We start from the raw sequence: 19,410 nt of genomic DNA, 5'->3' as shown, positions 1-19,410 counted from the left end.
CCGAAGCCTGCCGAGCCGGCCGAAGCCTGCCGAGCCGGTGCTGCCGAGCTGCGCTGCCGAAGGCTGTGTGCCACGGCACGCTAGGGATCCGCCCTTGAGGCGGGGTCGAACCGCCTCCTCGCGGTGCCCGCCGCCGCCGGACCGAGTCCGCCTCCGGCCGCACGCGAGCGACCGCCCCCACGGTGCGCCGGAACCGTGCCGTGCCTTCCCGCGACAAGGAGGACCAGCGATGACGACACCCGGCGCCCCCGGGCCGCTGCACGGGCTGCGGGTCGTCGAACTGGCGGCGATCGGCCCCGCGCCCTTCGCCTGCATGATGTTCGCCGACCTCGGGGCCGACGTGCTGCGCGTCGACCGCGCGGACGGCGGCCGCTCCTTCGCCGCCTGGCACCGGATCCTGGACCGGGGCAGGCGCTCCACGGCCCTGGACCTGAAGGACCCGGCCGGCGTCGCGGAACTCCTGCGCCTCGCCGAGCGCGCCGACGTCCTCGTCGAGGGCTTCCGGCCGGGCGTGGCCGAGCGGCTCGGCATCGGCCCCGAGGTGTGCCGGGAGCGCAATCCACGGCTCGTCTACGCCCGTATGACCGGCTGGGGCCAGGAGGGCCCGCTCGCCACCACACCCGGCCATGACATCAACTACCTCGCGCTGACCGGGGCGTTGCACGCCATCGGCGAGGCGGGCGGACCACCCGTGCCCCCGCTGAACCTGCTGGGCGACTTCGGTGGCGGCGCGATGTTCCTCGTCGCCGGGGTGCTCGCCGCGCTGTACGAGCGGGCGGCCTCCGGGCGCGGCCAGGTCGTCGACGCGGCGATCGTGGACGGCACCAACGCCCTGCTGGGCATGGTGGTCGCCATGGCGGGGGCCGGCACATGGCGCCAGGAGCGCGGGGTCAACCTGCTCGACGGGGGAGCGCCGTTCTACACGTGCTACACCTGCGCGGACGGTGGCCACGTGGCGGTCGGTGCCCTGGAGGACCGCTTCTACGCGGCGCTGCTGCACGGTCTCGGCCTGGCGCCGGCCGGGCTCCCGGACCGCGACGACCCCGCCAACTGGCCCGCCCTGCGGCGCCGGTTCGCCGACCGCTTCCTGCGTCACGACCGCGACACCTGGGCCCGCCGCTTCGAGGACACCGAGGCGTGTGTGACCCCCGTGCTGACGGTGACCGAAGCCGCCGGGCACCCCCACCACCGGGCGCGCGGCGGTGGCCCCGCGGCGCCCGCTCCACGCTTCAGCCGCACTCCAGTGGAACTCCACCGACCGCCGTCATTCTGACGTACCGACGCTCCACGGCCTGCGGCCGGGACGCCGGTTTCCCCCAGGAACCCCGATACCCCCCCAAGTATCAGAGAGGTACACCATGGCTATTTCGTCCGAGCAGGCTCCGTCCGTGGAGACGGAGGTGGAGAGGAAGACGACGGGCGCGGATGCGGCGGCCGACGCGGTGAAGCTCGACCCCAAGCGCTGGGCGGCCCTGCTGGTGCTGCTCGTGTCCGCTTTCATGGACCTTCTGGACGGCACGATCGCCAATGTGGCGGCGCCGTCCATGCAGCGGGAACTCGGGGCGGGTTACTCGGCCATCCAGTGGGTCCTGGTGGGATATCAGCTGGCGTTCGCGCTGACGCTGATCCTGGGCGGCCGGCTCGGTGACATCTTCGGCCGCAAGAAGATGTTCCTCGTGGGCGTCGCCGGCTTCACGCTGACGTCTCTGACCGCCGGTCTCGCCCAGGAGCCCTGGCAGTTGGTGATCTCCCGGGTTCTCCAGGGCGCCTTCTCCGGCATCATGGTGCCCCAGGTCCTGTCGATCATCCATGTGACGTTCTCGGACAAGGAGCGGGGCACGGCGTTCGCCCTGCACGGCCTGGTCGGCGGACTCGCGGCCACCCTGGGCCTCGCCCTGGGCGGCCTGCTGGTCGAGTGGAACCTCTTCGGTCTCGACTGGCGGCTGATCTTCCTGATCAACGTGCCGATCGGCCTCCTCGGTCTGCTCTACGGCTCGAAGGTGATCACCGAGTCCAAGGCTCCGCAGGCGCTCCGGCTGGACACGCTGGGCGTGGTCCTGGCCACCGTCGGCCTGGTCATGCTGGTCTACCCGCTGCTCCAGGGCCGCGAACTGGGCTGGCCGGCCTGGGGTTACGTCTCCATGATCGCCTCGCTGCCGGTCCTGGCCGCGTTCGTCGCCTGGCAGCGGCGCAAGACCCGGCTGGACGGCTCGCCGCTCGTGGAGCTCGGGCTGTTCCGTACCCGCAGCTTCTCCTCCGGCCTCGCCGTCAACCTGATCTTCTACGTCGGCATGGGCATGTTCACCATCGGCTGGACCCTGTACATGCAGATCGGTCAGGGCTGGTCCCCGATGCGCGCCGGTCTCACCAGCCTTCCCTTCTGCCTCGGCGCCTTCCTCACCGCCACCACGTCGGTGATGATCCTGGTGCCCAAGTTCGGCCGCAAGGCCATGCAGGTCGGCGCGGTCGTCCTGGTCGCGGGCCTCGGCTCGTACATCTGGGTGGCCGGGGAGTACGGCAGCGACGTCACGTCCTGGCACCTCGTCGTGCCGCTGTTCCTCATCGGACTGGGCTTCGGCACCGTGGCCACCCCCTTGCCCCTGATCGTCACCTCCGAGGTGCCGCACAAGGACGCCGGCTCCGCTTCGGGCCTGGTCAACACCAACACCCAGCTCGGCTTCGCCATCGGCGGCGCGCTGGTCAGCGTGGTCTTCTTCGGCGGCCTGGTGGGCAACACCGGCGCCGGTGTCGACGCGCAACTGCCGCAACTGCGCCAGGACCTGGTGGCCACCGCCGGGGTCACCCCCGGTGAGGCCGACACCATCTCCGCGGCCTACCGGACCTGCTCGGTGGACCGCGCCGGCGAGAAGGACCTCGCCACCGTGCCGGAGAGCTGCACCGCGGCACCGCTGCGGGACGACAACGTCGCCGCGGTCCTGGCCGACTACCAGGAGAGGGCGACCGGAACGTCCTTCGCGGCCAGCTTCCAGACGCTGCTGTGGGTGTTCATCGGCGTCACCGTGGTGGTGTTCCTGCTGATGTTCGCCATTCCCCGCAAGCTGCGCCAGGAAGGTGAGGGACAGCCCGAGGCCCAGCCGGCCGCGGTGTCCTGAGCCCCGCACCGTATCCGCACACGGCGAGGCGGGACCGGACGGCCACCGCCGTCCGGTCCCGCCTCGCCGTGCCCGCCCCACGGTCGACCGCCGTTCGAGCCGTTCTCCGGCCGGCCGCCCGACCGTGGGGTGCACCAACCGGCGAGCCGACACCGCCGGAACACACACCGGACAAGGGAGGGGCCGATGGCTGAGCAGAGCTTCCAGCTCTACGACACGACCCTGCGCGACGGCACCCAGCAGGAGGGCCTGGTGCTGACGGTCGAGGACAAGCTCGCCGTCGCGCACCGGCTCGACGCCCTCGGCGTGGGCTTCATCGAGGGCGGGTGGCCCGGAGCCGTACCCAAGGACACCGAGTTCTTCCGTCGCGCACGTACCGAACTCGACCTGAGGAACGCCGTCCTGGCCGCCTTCGGCGCCACCCGCAGGCCCGGCATCCCCGTGTCCGTCGACGCGCAGGTACGGGCCTTGCTGGCGGCCGAGACGCCCGTGGTGACCCTCGTCGCCAAGAGCCACACCGGCCATGTGCGGCACGCCCTGCGCACCACCCTCGCCGAGAACCTGGCCATGATCGGCAGCACCGTGCGCCACCTGGTGCACGCCGGCCGCCGGGTCTTCCTCGACGCCGAGCACTACTTCGACGGCTACGTCCTCAACCGCGAATACGCCCTGGCGGTCGTCCGCACGGCCGCCGAGGCCGGGGCCGAGACCGTCGTCCTGTGCGACACCAACGGCGGCTGCCTGCCGGACGAGGTACGGGCCGTGGTGGCGGACACCATCGCCATGACGGGCGCGCCCATTGGCATCCACTGCCACGACGACACCGGCTGCGCGGTCGCCAACACGATGGCCGCCATCGACGCCGGCGCCGTGCACGCCCAGGGCACCGCTCACGGCTACGGCGAACGCTGCGGCAACGCCAACCTGTTCACCGTCATCGGCAACCTCGTGCTCAAGCGAGGACGCGAGGTCATCACGCTGGAACAGCTGCGGGACCTCGCCGGGGCCGGCCGGGCGATCACCGAACTGACCGGCGTACGCAGCGATCCGGCGGCCCCGTACACGGGTGCCTCGGCCTTCACCCACAAGGCGGGCCTGCACGCCTCCGCACTGCGCGTCGACCCCGACCTGTACCAGCACACCGATCCCGCCCGGGTCGGCAACGTGATGCGCACCCTCGTCTCCGACATGGGCGGGCGCTCCTCCATCGAGCTGAAGGCCCGCGAGCTGGGCTACGACGTGGCGGCCGGCTCGGAGGAGGTGGCGCGGGCCGCGACGCGCGTCAAGGAGCTGGAGAACCGCGGCTACAGCTTCGAGTCCGCCGACGCCTCGTTCGTCCTGCTGCTGCGCGAGGAGCTCGCCGGCCATCCGGCGCCCCCTCCGTTCGAGGTGGAGTCGTGGGCCGTGGGCGTCTCGCGGCGACGTGACGGCGAGGTCCGTACGGAGGCGTCCGTGCGGCTTCGGGTCGAGGGCGAGCAGGTCACCGCGACCGGGCTCGGCAACGGCCCGGTCAACGCCCTGGACACCGCCCTGCACTCGGCGCTCGACCCCTACTTCCCCGCGCTCACCCGGCTCGAACTGGTGGACTACCGGGTCCGCGTCCTCAACGGTGAGGTCGGCAGCGCGGCGGCCGCCCGGGTGCTGATCTCCTACCGGGACGGCGAGCGCCGCTGGGGCACCGTGGGCGTGGACGAGAACACGGTCGCGGCCAGCTGGGCCGCACTGCTCGACGCCGTCCACTACGTCCTGCTCGACGGGCCCGCAAAAGCCCATGGCTCACCGTCCCTGGCCGCGGTGGCCACGGGCTGAGCCCTCGATTTCCCGGGAGCCACTGTGCGCGTGGAAGACATCTATATACGGGGGACCTCCGTACGGCTTCCCTCCCTCACGGCCGTCGCCGACGCCGTCGCCTCCGGGGCCTGCCCGCCCCGGGTGGCCGCGGCGACCGGCCTGGTGTCCGTGTCGTACTCGCCCGACGAGTCGGCCGCCGAGATGGCCGCGGCGGCCGCCCGCACCGCCCTGCGCAGGGCGGACGCGGACGGCGGCGACGTCGACCTGCTGCTGCACGCCGACACCTACCACCAGGGCCAGGACCTGTGGCCGGTCGCCTCCTACATCCAGCGCGAGGCGCTGGGCAACGGATGCCAGGCCATCGAGATCCGGCAGATGTCCAACGGCGGTCTCGCCGCCCTGGACCTCGCCACCGCCTACCTGTCGGCAGGACACGGCCGCGGCGACGCCCTGCTGACCACCGCCGACCGGTTCTGCGAACCCGGCATCGACCGGTGGCGCACCGATCCGGGCACCCCGTACGCCGACGGGGCCAGCGCGCTGGTGCTCTCCCGGCGCGGCGGCTTCGCCCGCCTGGTGTCGCTGGCCATGTTCGCCGACCCCGAACTCGAACCCCTGCACCGGGGCGACGAACCGTTCGGCCCCGCACCGTTCAGCCACCGCGTCCCGGTCGACTTCGAGGAGGCCAAGCGTGCCTTCATCGGCCGGGTCGGCATGTCGTACGCCATCACCCGCGCCCACAACGGGCAGCAGACCGTGCTGAAACAGGCACTCGCCGACGCCGGCATGGAACTGGCCGACGCCGAGTGGGTGGTCCTGCCCCACTTCGGGCGCCGGCGGCTGCAGTCCATCTACTACCAGCCCTTCGGTATCGACCCGCAGCGGACCACATGGGACTTCAGCCGCACCGTCGGGCACCTCGGCGCCGGCGACCAGTTCGCCGGCCTCGACCACCTGCTGGTGTCGGGCAAGGCCGGTCCGGGCGACCGCTGCGTGCTGGTCAGCGTCGGCGCCGGCTACAGCTGGGGCTGCGCCGTACTGGAGATCCTGCACCGCCCCGACTGGGTCACCGACCGGTCCGTGTCCTGACTCCACCCACGCTCCACCCCCGCTTGAGCACCCTCATGTCAATCTGCTGATCCGCCGTTCCTGCGGCTGTCGAAGGGAAGGTTGCCGTGGCGCCGACCGCTACGTCCGAGACCTCTGCTCCCCATGTCACGCAGCACTCCATCACCGTGGCGGCACCGCCCGCCACCGTCTACGACCTCCTGGCGGACGTCTCCGCGTGGCCCCAGGTGTTCGGACCGACGGTCCATGTCGAGGTGCTCGAAGAGGCGCCCGAGGCAGGCGGTGAACAGTGCCTGCGCATCTGGGCCATCGCCAACGAGAAGGTCAGAACCTGGACCTCCCGGCGCACCCTCGACCCGGAGTCACGCACCATCACCTTCCGCCAGGTGGTCTCCGCTGCGCCCGTCGCCTCGATGGGCGGCGAGTGGCGCATCGAGGCGCTGGAGGACGGCAGGACCCGCGTGGTGCTCCTGCACGACTACCGGGCCGTCGACGACGACCCCGCCGCCGAGGAACTGATCGAGCGGGCCGTCGACCACAACAGCCGTGCCGAGCTCGCCGCCCTGAAGAACGCGGCGGAGCTGGGTGACGCACACGACGAACTCCACTTCACCTTCAGCGACTCCGAACTCGTCACCGGCGCCGCGGGCGATGTGTACGCCTTCCTCGACCGCGCCGACCTCTGGCCACAGCGGCTGCCCCACGTGGCCAGGCTCGACCTGACCGAGGAGGAGCCGGGGGTCCAGCACATGGACATGGACACCCGCGGTCCGGACGGCTCGACGCACAACACCACCTCGGTACGGGTGTGCTTCGAGGACCGCAACATGATCGTGTACAAGCAGCTGCGGGTGCCCGTCGCCATGAGCGGGCACACCGGACGATGGGTGATCGAGTCGCTGGGGGACGGTACAGTCAGAGCCACCTCGTGGCACACCGTGACGCTGGACCCCGAAGGGGTCCGGGCCGCGCTCGGCCCCGAGGCGACCCTCGCCGAGGCCCGCGCACTGGTCCGCAAGGCGCTCGGCACCAACAGCTCCACCACCTTGCGCCACGCCAAGCAGTTCGCGGAGGAAGCGCGTGCCGGATCGTAGTCTGCACAAGCCGATCGCGGTGATCAACCGCTTAGAGGTCAGGGGCGACGTCCCCAGGTTCGAGAGACTGTTCCGGGAGCACTCCCAGTTCCTGCGGCACCGCGAGGACTTCGACTTCCTGGTGACCGTCAGACTCGTCGAACGGCCGCACGTCTACGCGCACATAGGGCACTGGCGCACCCTTCGGGGCTTCCTGGACACCGTCCACGACGAGACGTTCCAGCTCCACGTCAAGGAGCTGGGGCCGCTGGTGGAGGCCGAGGCCGACCAGGCGGTGAGCGTGGCCAGGGTGCTCAAGGAGAACGCGATCGTCGGAGCGGAGAACGTCGTGCTCACCCGGGTCACCGTGCGCGAGGACCCGTACGCCTTCGAACGGGGCTACGCCGAGATGAACGAGCACTTCGGCACGCTCGGCGGCTTCGGCGGCAGCGACCTGCTGCGCTCCACCCTGGTCCCCGGCAGATACACCGGACTCCAGTGGTGGCGTGACACCTCCGACTGCGAGAGAGCCCTGGCCAGCGAGGAGTACCTCGCCCTGCGGCACGCCATCGGCCGGCGCGCGGACATCTCCGTGGACCGCACCCGCCACCTGGCGTACGAGCGTGTGATCGGCTGAGCGCACCCGACCGGAAGAGGAGCCGAGGGCCACCAGGCCCTCGGCTCCCGCGCGTTCGGGACACAAGCCTGCTTCGAGCGGCCGGGCGCAGGCTGTCCCCATGGTGAAACCGACGCGCATCACTGTGCTCCGCGGGCAGCCGGACGAGGACGAACTGGCCGCCGTGACCGTCGTGCTGCTGGCTCTGGCGCGCCGCGCGGAGGAGCCGGACCAGGCGGCGAAGGCCGCGTACGCCGGATGGACCGTCAAGGGCGGCGACTACCGGCACCCGATGGCCCGGCCCGGTTCGTGACCGCCGGCCACCAGACCATCGGCCACCACACGTTCGGGGCGCGGCGGCGGCCCGCCATGAAGACCGCCGCCAGCCGCCCGTCAGCAGGGACAGCCGCGGCCGGACCGGGAGGGACGGCCGCACGACAAGCAAGGGGGAGGGCGTTGACCGGTCACCGGACCTTCACCGAACTCATCCAGGCCCAGGCCGAACAGTCGCCCGACCGGGAGGCCCTGATCCTCCTGACCGAGCGGTCGGGACGCCTGTGGCCGGAGACGATCTCCTACGCGGAGCTCGACCAGGCGGCCCGGACACTGGGCGGCCGGCTGCGCCGGCACGTCGCCCCGGGGGAGCGGGTGCTGATCGTGCAGAGCTCCCCGGCGCTGTTCGCCACCGGCTTCCTCGCCTGCCTGTACGCCGGAGCCGTCGCCGTCCCGGTGGCCCCGCCGGGGGGCCGCCCGCACCACGACGAACGCATCGCCGGAATCGTCAAGGACGCTGCGGTCTCCTGTGTGCTCACCGCGTCCGACGAGGCCGCCGACGTCTCCCAGCTGCTGGCCCGCACCGGCTACGGGCACGTCACCTGCGTCCTCGCCGACGCCGCGCCGCCCGCCCTCGACGCGGCCCCCGGCCAACAGCTCCCGCCGGCCGGCGCCGAGCCGGACGCGGTCGCCTTCCTGCAGTACACCTCCGGCTCCACCCGCGACCCGCGCGGCGTCGTCGTCACCCACCGCAGCCTGCTCGCCAACCAGCAGGCCATCAGCCGCGCGCTGGGCACCCGGCCGGGCGCACGGCTGGGCGGCTGGCTGCCCCTCCACCACGACATGGGCCTGGTCGGCCAGTTGCTGCACGCGCTGTGGCTGGGCGGCACCGCCGTCCTGCTCTCCCCGGCCGCGTTCGTCAAGCGGCCCGCGCACTGGCTGGAGACCATCTCCCGCTACGGACTGACCGCCAGCGGCGCCCCCGACTTCGCGTACGACCTGTGCGTACGCAGGATCAACGACGCCCAGATCGCCGGCCTGGACCTGTCCCGCTGGCGGATCGCCGTCAGCGGCGGCGAACCGGTCGACCCCCAGACACTGCGCGCCTTCGCCGAGCGCTTCGCCCCGGCCGGCCTGCGCCCGGAGGCACTGATCCCCTGTTACGGACTGGCGGAGGCGACCCTCCTCGTGTCGGGTGCCGCGAGCGCACCGGCCACCGGTCAGGCCCCGGCGCACTGCGGTCCCCCCGCCTCCTGCGAGGTGCGCGTGGTCGACCCCGACACCTGTGAGGAACTGCCCGACGGCCGAACGGGCGAGATATGGGTACGCGGCGACGGCATCGGCCCGGGGTACTGGGCGCGCCCGGCGGAAACCGCCGCAACCTTCGACGGCCGGATCAAGGACGGAGACGGCGGCTACCTGCGCACCGGCGACCTCGGCACCCTGGAGGGCGGCCTGCTGCACGTCAACGGGCGGATCAAGGACATGATCGTCGTGGCGGGACGGAACCTGTACCCCCAGGACATCGAACGCACCGTCCAGCGGGTGAGCGCGCTGTTCGGCGCGGCCAGCGCGTTCGCCGTCCGCGGCGACCGCGAACGCGTCGTCATCGTCCAGGAACTGCGCACGGGCAGCCGCTACGACACCGACCTGGCCGCACTCGCCGCCGCCGTCCAGCAGCAGCTGACCGAGGAGTACGAGGTGGCGACCGGCGCCGTGCTGCTCGTACGCCCCGGAACCGTACGCAGAACCACCAGCGGAAAAGTCGAACGGGCCGCCATGCGACGGCTGTTCCTGCGCGGCGAGGTCCCCGCGCTGCACCAGCGCGTCGACCCCGAGGTCCAGCGGCTCCTGGCGGCGGGGAGGCGGCCGTGAGCCCGGCACAGCGCCGTATCGACGCCCTGGAGCGGGCGTTCGGGCCGCTCGACGACCCCGCCAACCCGCTCGGCGGCGCCGCGCTGCTCGCCGCCGACGCCGCCGGCGAGGTGCTGCCCGCGGCCGAGCGGGTCCTCGACGCGTACCACCTCAACGCCGAGTTCGTGCCCGCTTCCCTCGGCGGCAGGCTGGAGCGGATGGACCTGCTCGGCCGGCTGCTGCGGCCCGTCTTCCGCCGGGACGCCTCCCTCGGCTTCGGGTACGGGCTCAACTGCTTCTTCGCCGCCACCCCGGTGTGGACGGCGGGCGACGCCGAGCAGCAGCGGCTCGCCGCGCGCATCCTGCTGGAGGGCCGCCGGATGGCCGTGGCACGGCACGAGGTCGCCCACGGCAACGACTTCGTCAGCGACGAGTTCACCATCCGGCCGGGCGACGGCGGGCTGGTACTGGACGGCAGCAAGTCCGCCATCGCCAACGCCTCCCGGGCGGGCGGCCTGGTCATCTTCGCCAGGTCCCAGGGGGTCAGCGGCGGCCGGAGCCGCTCGGTACTGCTGCTGGACAGAAACGATCTGCCCGCGGACCGGATCGAGAACCTGGCACGGCGGACCACCACCGGGATGCGCAGCGCCGAGTTCGGCGGCCTGCGCATCACCCGCTGCCCGGTCCCGCACAGCGCCGTGATCGGCGAGCTCGGTGACGGCTACGAGCTCTCGCTGCGCTCCTCACTGGTCATCCGCGGCCTCATCCCGTCGATCGTCCTCGCCGGTGCGGACACCGCCCTGCGCACCGTGGCCCGCTTCGCCGCCCGCCGCCGCGACGACGGCCGCTCCTCGCTCGACGTCCAGCACGTGCGCGACGTCCTCACGGGCGCCTTCCTCGACCTGCTGCTCATCGACTGCCTCGCCCTGGTCTCCACCCGGGCCCTGCACCTGCTGCCCCGGCAGATGAGCGCCTACGCCGCCGCCGCGGCCTACCTGGCGCCCAAGCTCGTCGCGGAGAGCATGGACGAGATGTCGGCCGTCCTCGGCGAGGCGACGTTCGCCGAGGACGGCATGTACGGGATGTTCCAGAAGCAGCTGCGCGACCTGCCGGTCACCTCGCTCGGGCACGCGGGCAGCGCGGGCCGCCAGGTCAGCCTCCTGCCCCAGCTGCCGTACTTCGCCCGGCACGCCTGGTTCGCGGACCCGGAAGCCCCCGCCGCGCTGTTCCGGCTCGACGGCGACCTGCCGCCGCTGGACCTGACGCGGCCGGCGCTCCTCGGCGACGGTGACCCGCTGGCCGCCACCCTGGTGGCCTCCACCGACCTCCTGGAGCGGGCCGGCGCGCCGGCCGGGGCGGGTGAGCCGGGAGACGTCCTGCGCTTCTTGGTCCGCTCGCTGACCAGTGAACTGGACGATCTGCGCAAGGCCTTCGCGGACGTACCCCAGGGCGACCGCGCCGCCCTGGCCAGCCCGCACAGCTTCGGGCTCGCCGACCGGTACACCATGGTCCTGGCCGCCGCGGCCTGTCTCGGTGTGTGGCGGGGGCAGGGGGCGGAGCCGGGCGCCCAGGGCGCGTTCCTCGCCGACGCGGCCTGGCCCACGGCCGCTCTGTACCGGCTGTGCCGCAGACTCGGCCTGCCGCTGCCGGACCGCCCCGTCGCCGCCGAGCGGCGGGTGCTGGCCGAAGCCCTGTCGCGGCTGCACGGCCGTCGCAGCTACGACCTGTACGACTCCCCGCTTGCCTGACCGCCGCACGGGCCGCCCTCCCCGGCCGGTGCGGGCGGCTCCCCCCAGAGTCCGAGAAGGAGCACACCATGCGAGAACAGCAGCAGGACGACGTCGAAACGGCTTACCGCGAATGGCTGCTGGAGCGGCTCGCGCACTATCTGGGCCGGCCCGTGCGGGAGACGGACTCCGTGCACGAGTACCTCGACTCGGTGGCCGGCCTGAGTCTGTACGGGGACATCGAGGAGGAGTTCGGCCCGCTGGTCGAGCCGGCCGACATCTGGGCGTACCCCACCGTGCGGCAGCTCGCCCACCACATGGCGGAGCGGGGCGCGGGCGCGGGCGGCAACCGGGTCCGGGCGGCCTTCGTCTTCACCGGCCAGGGCTCCCAGCACCCGGGCATGACGTCCGGGCTCTACCGCAACTCCACCGTCTACCGGCGGTTCCTGGACGAAGCCGGAGCGGTGCTCCAGCCCTACACGGGACTGTCGGTCGTGGAGATGATCCTCGGCAAGGACCCGCGCGTCCATCAGACGGCCTTCACCCAGCCCGCCCTGTTCGCGGTCGAATACGCGCTCGCCAGGACGCTGGAGGAGGCCGGAGTGCGTCCCGTGGCAGTCCTGGGCCATGGCATCGGTGAGTTCGCGGCGGCCGCGCTCGCGGGCGCCCTGACCCTCGCGGACGCCGCCAAGCTGGTGGCCCTGCGGGGGGCGTTCATGCAGTACCTGCCTTCCGGCGGCGGCATGATGGCCGCCTGCATCACCCCGTACGAAGCCACCGAACTGATCGCCGGCGAGCCGGGCGTGGGCATCAGCGCCATCAACGCCGCCAAGTCGACCGTGCTGTCGGGGGACCGCGGTGGCCTCGAACGCATCGAGACCAAGCTGGGGGAGCGGGGCATCCGCTGCCGGCACCTGACGGTCACCCACGCCTTCCACTCCCCGCTGATGGCTCCCGTGGTCCCCAAGTTCGAGGCCGTGGTCCGCAGGGTTCCGGGCGGCGCCGCCTCGATGCCGTTCTACTCCACGGTGTACGGCAGGCTCACCACCGAGCCGCTCTACGCCTCGTACTGGACCGAGCAGCTGACCGCACCCGTGAGGTTCGCCGACGCCGCACGCGGCCTGCTGGCGCAGCAGGCGCCGACCCATGTGGTGGAGATCGGCCCGCGCGCCGTGCTCACCCCCTACCTGCGCCGGATGGGCGGCGCCCGGGGCCCCGTGTGCCTGCCCGTGTGCCAGGGACCGGAGAGCGACGCCGTGGACCTGGCAGGGGTGATCTCCGTGCTGGACGCCGGCCCGCTGGCCGCCGCACTGGCCGGGGCGTGAGGTGACGGGACGGATCGGGCGGCCCCTGCACGCCCACGGACCCGACGGCCCCTGGGACCGGGTGCGCGACGAACTCGCCGGCGCGGGCAGCGTCCTGGTCTACGGGACGATGCCCGCCTGGCTGCCGCGCGAGGACGCCGGCAACGGGCTGCGGCTGCTGCTCGGGCGGGACTGGTACCGCTACGAGAAGTTCACGCAGCCCAGGATGCGCGAGCGCTTCGTGGCCTCCCGGCTGCTGCTGCGGCACGCGGCCGCGGCGACCCTCAGGACCGCCCCGCACCTGGTGGACCTGTCGTACCAGCCGGGTGGCCGCCCCTATGTGCGCGGCTGCGACCAGATCGACGTCAGCCTCAGCCACACCGAGGACATGATGGTCGTCGGGATCACCCGCAGGGGGCGCATCGGCGTCGACGTGGAACGCGCCGACCGGCGGCTGGCGCACACCGGCTCCGAGTCGCAGGCGTGCACCCCGTACGAGAAGGAGCGGCTCGACGCGGGCGGCGACGCGGCGCGCAACGACACCATGGTCCGGCTGTGGACCCTCAAGGAGGCCTACAGCAAGGCGCTGGGGCAGGGACTGCGCTTCCGCTTCACCGAGTTCGGCTTCGCGCTCCGCGAGAGTGGTGCCCGGCTGGTGCGGCCCGACGGCACGCCCGCGAACGGCTCCGCGTGGACCTTCGGGACCTTCGGTGTGGGCGACCGCTATGTGGTGAGCGCCGCGGTCTACGACACGGGGTTCGGCGAACCGGCGGACGTGGCCGTGGACACCATGCTGGACCAGGGGCTGTTCGACGCGCTGCTGGCGGCTCCGGGACCGGGGTCAGGGGATCCAGCCGGCCTCTTCGGCGACCCGGATGGCGTCGATCCGGTTGCGGGCGCCCAGCTTGCTGACGATGGCCGTGAGGTAGTTGCGGACCGTTCCCTTGGACAGGTAGAGGCATCCGGCGATCTCGGCCGCGTCCGCACCGCGGGCGGCGAGCCGTAGCACCTCCAGTTCGCGTGGGGACAGTGGGTTCTCCGGGGAGTCCCAGGCGGCCAGGGCCAGTTGAGGGTCCACGACCCGGCGGCCGGCCGCGACGGACCGTACGGCCAGGGCGAGCTGATCCGCCGGGGAGTCCTTGAGGAGGAACCCGGAGACGTGCGCGGACAGGGCCCGTCTGAGGGTTCCCGGGCGGCCGAGGCTCGTGAGGATCAGGGTGCGGCAGCTGGGCAGTTGCTCGTGCAGCTCGGCTGCCGCCGTCAGCCCGTCGATCCCGGGCAGGTCGACGTCGATCACGGCCACATCGGGCCGGGCCTCCAGCGCGGCCTGCACGATGGTGTCACCGCGGTCCACGGCGGCGACCACCTGGAGATCGGGTTCCAGTTGCAGTAGCGCGATCAGGGCCCCCCGGATCATGTGGACGTCCTCGGCGAGGAGAATCCTCACGGACAGCATCGCATCCCCCCGTTGTCGATGTCGGCCTCAGGCCGCCGCTCTCGCCGTGGCCGGACCGGGCGTCCCCACCCCGGAGCCGGTGCCGCGCGGTCTGAGGGGCGCCCACACATCGAGGTGGTACCGCCCGTCCTCGCCCAGCCCGGCGGTCAGGCCGCCACCGATCGCGGCGAAGCGGGTGCGGAGGTTGTCCAGGCCGCTCCCGCCGGTCCGGACGGCCGGGCGGATCGTGTCGGCCTCCTCGTGCGGACGGTCGTTCACCAGGGTCAGGCGGACCGTTTCGCCGTCAACAAGTGCCCTGATGGTACATACCTGTACGCGGCTGTGGCGGAGAATGTTCGTGACCCCTTCCCTGAGGGCGGTCGCCAGCACCGTGTCGACGACGGGGTGCAGGCGCCCGCACTCGACCCGCACGTCCGCCCGCACATCGGCCGCCGCCAGGATGGTCCCCGCCGACTCCGCCTCCTCGCGCAGTGACATGTCGCGGTACCCGCTGGACACCAGGCGTACGTCGGACAGCGCCTGCCGGGCCACCCGCAGCAGGTCGGCGGTCTCCGCGGCCGCCTGCTCCGGCCGGCCCGGCACCAGCCGCTGGATGAGCTCTCCTTTCAGGGCGATGGCCGAAAGGCTGTAGCCCAGCAGATCGTGCAGATCCCTGGCGAAGCGCAGCCGTTCCTGGGTGACGGCCATCTGCGCCATCTGCTCGCGGGTGGCGTGCACCTCGTGCACGAGATCGGTCAGCCGGGTCAGGCCGTAGATGACCAGACCGGTCAGCGTGCCGGCGATGGTGAAGTACAGCACCAGGTCCACCGTGGCGCCCGCCAGCACGTTGTACACGGGGATGGACGCGATGAGCAGTCCGTAGCACGACCAGGCGAACCGGGGCGGCAGCAGCAGGAGCAGCGAGGCGGCGAGCGGACCCTCCATGCTGCCCCAGTTGGTGCCGAACCAGGCCAGCGGCAGGAAGGTCAGCAGCGCCTGTACGCACAGCACGACCAGCTTCCGGCGCATCGGCCAACGCCGGGCGCCCGGCGAGGAGATGGCGAACTGCACCGTGAACACCGCGGCCACCAGGGCCAGGCAGATGGCCAGGCGCCTCGTGTCGGGCTCGGTCCTGATGACATTGAGCACCGTCATGACGCTGTAGCAGACGAGAGCCACGATGGTGATGGCCCGCGCCAGCCGGGGCGCCGGAACGTGTGGCCGGGTGAGGGCGGGAGGGGCGGTATCCGGACAATCCTCCCGGGGATACCGCTCGCGGGGCCGGGCTTCTCCGTTCACGGTGCGCCATGAAACAGGTCTTTTCTCGCCCTCGTTCCGCTCCGGCATACGCCCCTCCTCGCCCCGGACTGTGATGGCGAGCGCATGTTATGACTTTCGGTTGTGCCCAGGCCACCGCTGGCGATCGTCATCCGGAATCAGACGAACAGCGGAATGGGGTTGAGATCCTCGTACGGTGTGGGGCCGGACAGCCGCCCCAGGCGTACCGGGACGTCGAACAGGCGCCCCGGGGCGAATCTGGCCCAGAAGTGCCGCATCCCCGGAATGACCACTTTCACCACGGGAAGCCCCACGTCAGGACGGGTCTGGTCCAGAATCAGCAGTTCCATCCCCTGTCGGCGGACGAGCGCCTCCGCCGCCTCGATGTCCTCACGCAGATCACCCCGGCGGACATAGGTGTAATGGCCCGGTGTCCGGGGAGCTTCGGCGCGATCCGGTGCAAGGTATGGCTGATTCTGTACGTTGGCTGAGAGCAGCCAGGTGCGTATGTCGGCGTGGAGAGCGCGCATACGGGGCGGGTCGCCCTCCGGGGGCAGGAGCTGGGTCATCTCGGTGACCGCGCGGCGCAGCGCCAGCCGGGGATCGAAGTGGGCGCCGAAACCGAAGGAGATGTGCTCGGCGGCCTGATCCGTACGCCGGGACACGGCGGCCATCACCGGGATGCCGAAGTCGGCGGTCAGATCCAGCACCCACAGCTGCCGGCGCAGCCGCGTGTACGCGGCGCGTGTCCCGGCCAGCCACGGTTCGTCGAAGGCGTCCAGATCCACCGCGGGGTGGCGGGTGCGGTTGTACCACCACAGCGCCACCGCGTCGCGTTCCACCAGCTCCAGGAAGCCCTGGACGACGGCGTCCTCCAGGCTGCTGCCCGCCGCGTTGCCGTTGGAGTCGGCCCAGGGCGCGCATGGGCCGGTGTCGGCCGACGCCCCGAAGTAGAGCATGGACGTCGGCAGGAGCCGGTGCCGGCCGGCGGTCAGGGACCACACGGGGGTCCACTCCGTGGGCAGGTGCGGATCGAACGGCGGCGGAACGTGCTGGAAGGCCGAGTTGACGGCGTTCCACCGGTCACGGCCGGCGAACTGCCGGTCGGCGTACAGCTGGCAGGCGTTGGGGTGCAGCGCGCTGTCACCGAGCCCGTGGAGGGTGTCCCACACGGTGGGTTCATCGCCCTGGCGGGTCCCGCAGTAACGTTCCACCGCCTCACAGAGCGCACCGACCTCGGCTTCGAGCGCCGTCGTGCCCTTCCCTCCGCTCTGGCTGCGCAGGCCGCCGCGCAGACCCGCCAGGGAACGACCGCCCGCGAACGCCAGATTGGGGCCCGCGACATACCGGTTGAGGCCCTCGGGGGCATCCGGCGCCGGCCGTACCCCGGCGACGACGCCGGTGATCGGGTCGGCCAGGTGCCGGTAGCGCGCCAGTACCGTCTCGGCGCCGTACGCCCGGTCGTTGCTTCCCGCGACGTCCGCCTTCGGCCGCGACACGGGCACGAAAGGGCGCCGCACCTGTGCCGCGACCAGGCCCCGGTCACCGCACTCGGGACACTGCGGCCGCCGGGTCACCGGGTGCTTGCGGGTCCGCAGCGTGCGGGTGTCCAGCGTGCACACGGCGTCCTGCCCCTCGTAGCGCAGCCCCGCCACCCATTTCGACGCCTCCAGCATGGCGGTGTGCAGCCCCAGCGCCCGTACGGTGACGAGCGACGCCTCCGGGACGGGCACCGTTCCCGCGAGCCCGAGCGCGTGCAGGACCGGAGTGCGCGAGGCGCGGTGTCCGCGCAGACGGTGCGCCAGGCAGGCCCAGCACGGCCCGTCGGACGCACCGCCGAACACCGGCCCCACCCAGGTCTCCGCACCGCACGGCTTGGCCAGCAGCCAGGCCCGGCCGGCGTCCCGGTGCCGGGCGTTCACCTCGGCCAGCCGCGGGTCGAGGTAGTCGTCGCACAGGACGAGGGTCAGAGCCGCCGGCCCCGCGCAGCCGGGGCCGGCGATCCTCAGCCCGGCGGCGAGGCACTCGGCGCGCGCCGCGTCGGCGTCCACCCGGCCCAGCGTCACCAGGTCCACGGTCGTGCGCTGGAGCGAGGCCGTGGCGGCGGGACCACTGAGACCGGCGAACTCCCAATAGGCCTCCGTCGACGCGTCCGCCGCCGGGTCGTGGTAGCCGATGAGATCCGCCTTGGCCAGTGCCGCGATCATCGAGGCCACCTGGGCGGGAGCCAGCGTGGCCGACGCCTCCCGCATCACGTCCGGCAGGGTCCTCGTCCCGTCCAGGAGCGTCACCAGCTTCTGGACGTCCCGGCCCTCCAGGGCGGTCGTGCCCTGCTCGGACAGCAGGTAGACGGCGTCACCGACGACCGCCTCCACCCGCAGGTGCCGCTTGAATCCCACCGGCAGCTCCGTGCCGGTCAGGCCCGGAGCCGTCATCCATTCACCGCCCGCGCCGACTCGTGCACCGGCAGCGGCGCGAGCCCGGAGTAGCAGCCGTAGCAGCCGGCCGCCGACGCGGGCCCGTCCAGGTTCTCGATCACGAGCTCCCCGCCCCAGTCCCCGCCGTCGTACCGGCCGCCGGCGTACACGGGCTCCGCCGCCAGGCCGAACTCCGCGAGCACCGACAGGGGGTCTGCCGTGTACCGCTGTGCCAGGTCGGGCTCCAATCCGGTGCGGGCGGTGAGCAGGGCGAAACGGTGGTCCTCGGACAGTGTGCCGGCGGACCTGACCGAGGCCGTGGGACGGGCGGGTCTGTCCGCCTCCGTACGGGCGGTGTTGACGGTGGTGTTCATGAGAATCCCCCTCGTGGGCTGTCGCAACGGGATGGACGTTCGACGTGCCGAGGCCACGGATTCTGCTGCGCCGTGCGGCGGCAGGCACAGTGCCCCCGTCACCAGCGCGGCATGAGATTTTCATGCCGCCCCTCGTGACCCGCTCACTGGGGCTCCAACAGCACTGATGCGAGGCTCACTCCATGCTCCAGCCCGGCGACCGCCCCGTACGAGGGGGCCGGCCGCACACACGCAGGAAGAGGAGGGCATACACATGGAGATCAAGGTCCTCGGACCGCTGGCAGCCCGTGAGAACGGGGTGTCCATCGTGCCGACCGCCGCCAAGCCGCGACAGATACTGTCCCTGCTCGCCCTGCAGGCCGACCGCGTCGTCACCGTACCCACGCTGATGGCGGAGATCTGGGGCGAGGACATCCCCCGCAGCGCGGCCACCACCCTGCAGACCTACATCCTCCAACTGCGGCGCAAGCTCGCCGCCGCGCTGGACGGGGACCCCACGCGCCAGGCCAAGGACGTGCTGGTCACCCAGCACGGGGGCTACCTCCTGCACGTCCAGCCCGGCCAGATCGACGTGCAGGACTTCACCCGCCTCGCCACGTCGGGGCGCGCCGCCCACGAGGCGGGGGACCACTACGCCGCCTCCGAACTCCTCGGCAGCGCCCTGAGACTGTGGCAGGGGCCCGCCCTGGTCGACGTACGCGTCGGTACGGTCCTCGAACTGGAGGTGCTGCGGCTGGAGGAGGACCGCATGGCCACCCTGGAACGGCGCATCGACGCCGACCTGGAGCTCGGCCGGCACACCGAGCTCGTGCCCGAACTCCGCGTACTGGTCGCCAAGCACCCCATGCACGAGAACTTCTGCGCCCAGCTGATGACCGCACTGCACCGGGCCGGCGCGGCCTGGCGGGCGCTGGAGGCCTACCAGCGGCTGCGCCACACCCTCATCGACGAGCTCGGCCTGGAGCCCTCCCAGCGGTTGCAGCGGCTCCACCACGCCGTGCTCTCCGCCGACCCCGCCCTGGAACTGTCCCTACCGGCGGGCAGCTGACACCTGCTCCAGTACGTCTCGAGCCGTCGTGCCTACGTT

General features: G+C 72.3%; 15 protein-coding genes and 1 pseudogene. 12 read left to right on the top strand and 4 right to left on the bottom strand.

Features of this window, described 5'->3' with window-relative positions:
- The first annotated feature begins 229 nt into the window (after window positions 1–229).
- The 11 genes and pseudogenes from QWM81_RS15255 to QWM81_RS29125 all read left to right on the top strand — a co-directional run.
- A complete protein-coding gene (locus tag QWM81_RS15255) occupies window positions 230–1,273 on the top strand; it encodes a CaiB/BaiF CoA transferase family protein (protein WP_290112510.1) in 1,044 nt (347 codons plus the stop codon).
- A gap of 85 nt (window positions 1,274–1,358) precedes the next feature.
- Complete coding sequence (locus QWM81_RS15250) at window positions 1,359–3,113, top strand: MFS transporter (RefSeq protein WP_290112509.1); 1,755 nt, start codon at window positions 1,359–1,361, stop codon at window positions 3,111–3,113.
- A gap of 186 nt (window positions 3,114–3,299) precedes the next feature.
- A complete protein-coding gene (cimA, locus tag QWM81_RS15245; protein WP_290112508.1) occupies window positions 3,300–4,922 on the top strand; it encodes a citramalate synthase in 1,623 nt (540 codons plus the stop codon).
- Between the two features lie 24 nt (window positions 4,923–4,946).
- On the top strand, window positions 4,947–5,993 hold the full coding sequence (locus QWM81_RS15240) for a ketoacyl-ACP synthase III family protein (RefSeq protein WP_290112506.1): 1,047 nt from the start codon (window positions 4,947–4,949) through the stop codon (window positions 5,991–5,993).
- An 86-nt stretch (window positions 5,994–6,079) separates the two neighbouring features.
- The gene (locus QWM81_RS15235; protein ID WP_290112505.1) at window positions 6,080–7,066 is read left to right on the top strand and encodes an aromatase/cyclase; all 987 of its coding nucleotides are present in this window, start codon (window positions 6,080–6,082) and stop codon (window positions 7,064–7,066) included.
- A complete protein-coding gene (locus tag QWM81_RS15230; protein WP_290112504.1) occupies window positions 7,053–7,682 on the top strand; it encodes an antibiotic biosynthesis monooxygenase family protein in 630 nt (209 codons plus the stop codon). Before QWM81_RS15235 ends, QWM81_RS15230 begins: the two co-directional genes overlap by 14 nt.
- Window positions 7,683–7,782: 100 nt before the next feature.
- Window positions 7,783–7,974 carry an acyl-CoA carboxylase subunit epsilon gene (locus tag QWM81_RS15225; protein ID WP_290112503.1) on the top strand — a complete coding sequence of 64 codons (192 nt, stop codon included), beginning with the start codon at window positions 7,783–7,785 and terminating at the stop codon, window positions 7,972–7,974.
- Between the two features lie 143 nt (window positions 7,975–8,117).
- Window positions 8,118–9,809: a fatty acyl-AMP ligase gene (locus QWM81_RS15220; RefSeq protein ID WP_290112502.1), complete on the top strand. Its 1,692-nt coding sequence runs from the start codon at window positions 8,118–8,120 to the stop codon at window positions 9,807–9,809.
- Window positions 9,806–11,536, top strand: coding sequence for an acyl-CoA dehydrogenase family protein (locus tag QWM81_RS15215; protein ID WP_290112501.1), 1,731 nt, complete (start codon window positions 9,806–9,808; stop codon window positions 11,534–11,536). The genes QWM81_RS15220 and QWM81_RS15215 overlap by 4 nt, the downstream gene beginning before the upstream one ends.
- A 68-nt stretch (window positions 11,537–11,604) precedes the next feature.
- Window positions 11,605–12,840 (top strand): acyltransferase domain-containing protein, encoded by a 1,236-nt coding sequence (locus QWM81_RS15210; protein WP_290112500.1) that lies wholly within the window; start codon window positions 11,605–11,607, stop codon window positions 12,838–12,840.
- 109 nt (window positions 12,841–12,949) lie between these two features.
- Window positions 12,950–13,546 (top strand): annotated as a pseudogene (locus QWM81_RS29125) (4'-phosphopantetheinyl transferase family protein); the annotation flags it as partial.
- Between the two features lie 114 nt (window positions 13,547–13,660).
- Here the strand turns inward: QWM81_RS29125 and QWM81_RS15200 are convergent.
- From QWM81_RS15200 to QWM81_RS15185, 4 genes are all read right to left on the bottom strand, one after another.
- The gene (locus QWM81_RS15200; RefSeq protein WP_290112499.1) at window positions 13,661–14,275 is read right to left on the bottom strand and encodes a response regulator transcription factor; all 615 of its coding nucleotides are present in this window, start codon (window positions 14,273–14,275) and stop codon (window positions 13,661–13,663) included.
- A 27-nt stretch (window positions 14,276–14,302) separates the two neighbouring features.
- Window positions 14,303–15,409: a sensor histidine kinase gene (locus QWM81_RS15195; RefSeq protein ID WP_290112498.1), complete on the bottom strand. Its 1,107-nt coding sequence runs from the start codon at window positions 15,407–15,409 to the stop codon at window positions 14,303–14,305.
- 281 nt (window positions 15,410–15,690) lie between these two features.
- Window positions 15,691–17,967 carry a TOMM precursor leader peptide-binding protein gene (locus tag QWM81_RS15190; RefSeq protein ID WP_290112497.1) on the bottom strand — a complete coding sequence of 759 codons (2,277 nt, stop codon included), beginning with the start codon at window positions 17,965–17,967 and terminating at the stop codon, window positions 15,691–15,693.
- Window positions 17,964–18,323 (bottom strand): hypothetical protein, encoded by a 360-nt coding sequence (locus QWM81_RS15185; protein ID WP_290112496.1) that lies wholly within the window; start codon window positions 18,321–18,323, stop codon window positions 17,964–17,966. Before QWM81_RS15185 ends, QWM81_RS15190 begins: the two co-directional genes overlap by 4 nt.
- Before the next feature lie 253 nt (window positions 18,324–18,576).
- Between QWM81_RS15185 and QWM81_RS15180 the strand changes: the two genes are divergently transcribed.
- The gene (locus QWM81_RS15180) at window positions 18,577–19,371 is read left to right on the top strand and encodes an AfsR/SARP family transcriptional regulator (RefSeq protein ID WP_290112495.1); all 795 of its coding nucleotides are present in this window, start codon (window positions 18,577–18,579) and stop codon (window positions 19,369–19,371) included.
- Window positions 19,372–19,410: the final 39 nt, after the last annotated feature.

This window comes from Streptomyces ficellus, assembly GCF_030406405.1.
GTDB classification, from domain to species: domain Bacteria; phylum Actinomycetota; class Actinomycetes; order Streptomycetales; family Streptomycetaceae; genus Streptomyces; species Streptomyces ficellus_B.
Note: the sequence above shows the minus strand (reverse complement) of the source record. Positions and strands in the feature narration are given on the sequence as shown.

What these genes read in the sequence shown, in the direction of transcription:
- QWM81_RS15255 (WP_290112510.1), top strand. Translation starts at nt 230, where the DNA reads ATGACGACACCCGGCGCCCCCGGGCCGCTGCACGGGCTGCGGGTCGTC.
- QWM81_RS15250 (WP_290112509.1), top strand. Translation starts at nt 1,359, where the DNA reads ATGGCTATTTCGTCCGAGCAGGCTCCGTCCGTGGAGACGGAGGTGGAG.
- cimA (WP_290112508.1), top strand. Translation starts at nt 3,300, where the DNA reads ATGGCTGAGCAGAGCTTCCAGCTCTACGACACGACCCTGCGCGACGGC.
- QWM81_RS15225 (WP_290112503.1), top strand. Translation starts at nt 7,783, where the DNA reads ATGGTGAAACCGACGCGCATCACTGTGCTCCGCGGGCAGCCGGACGAG.
- QWM81_RS15210 (WP_290112500.1), top strand. Translation starts at nt 11,605, where the DNA reads ATGCGAGAACAGCAGCAGGACGACGTCGAAACGGCTTACCGCGAATGG.
- QWM81_RS15200 (WP_290112499.1), bottom strand. Translation starts at nt 14,275, where the DNA reads ATGCTGTCCGTGAGGATTCTCCTCGCCGAGGACGTCCACATGATCCGG.
- QWM81_RS15195 (WP_290112498.1), bottom strand. Translation starts at nt 15,409, where the DNA reads ATGACGGTGCTCAATGTCATCAGGACCGAGCCCGACACGAGGCGCCTG.
- QWM81_RS15190 (WP_290112497.1), bottom strand. Translation starts at nt 17,967, where the DNA reads ATGACGGCTCCGGGCCTGACCGGCACGGAGCTGCCGGTGGGATTCAAG.
- QWM81_RS15185 (WP_290112496.1), bottom strand. Translation starts at nt 18,323, where the DNA reads ATGAACACCACCGTCAACACCGCCCGTACGGAGGCGGACAGACCCGCC.
- QWM81_RS15180 (WP_290112495.1), top strand. Translation starts at nt 18,577, where the DNA reads ATGGAGATCAAGGTCCTCGGACCGCTGGCAGCCCGTGAGAACGGGGTG.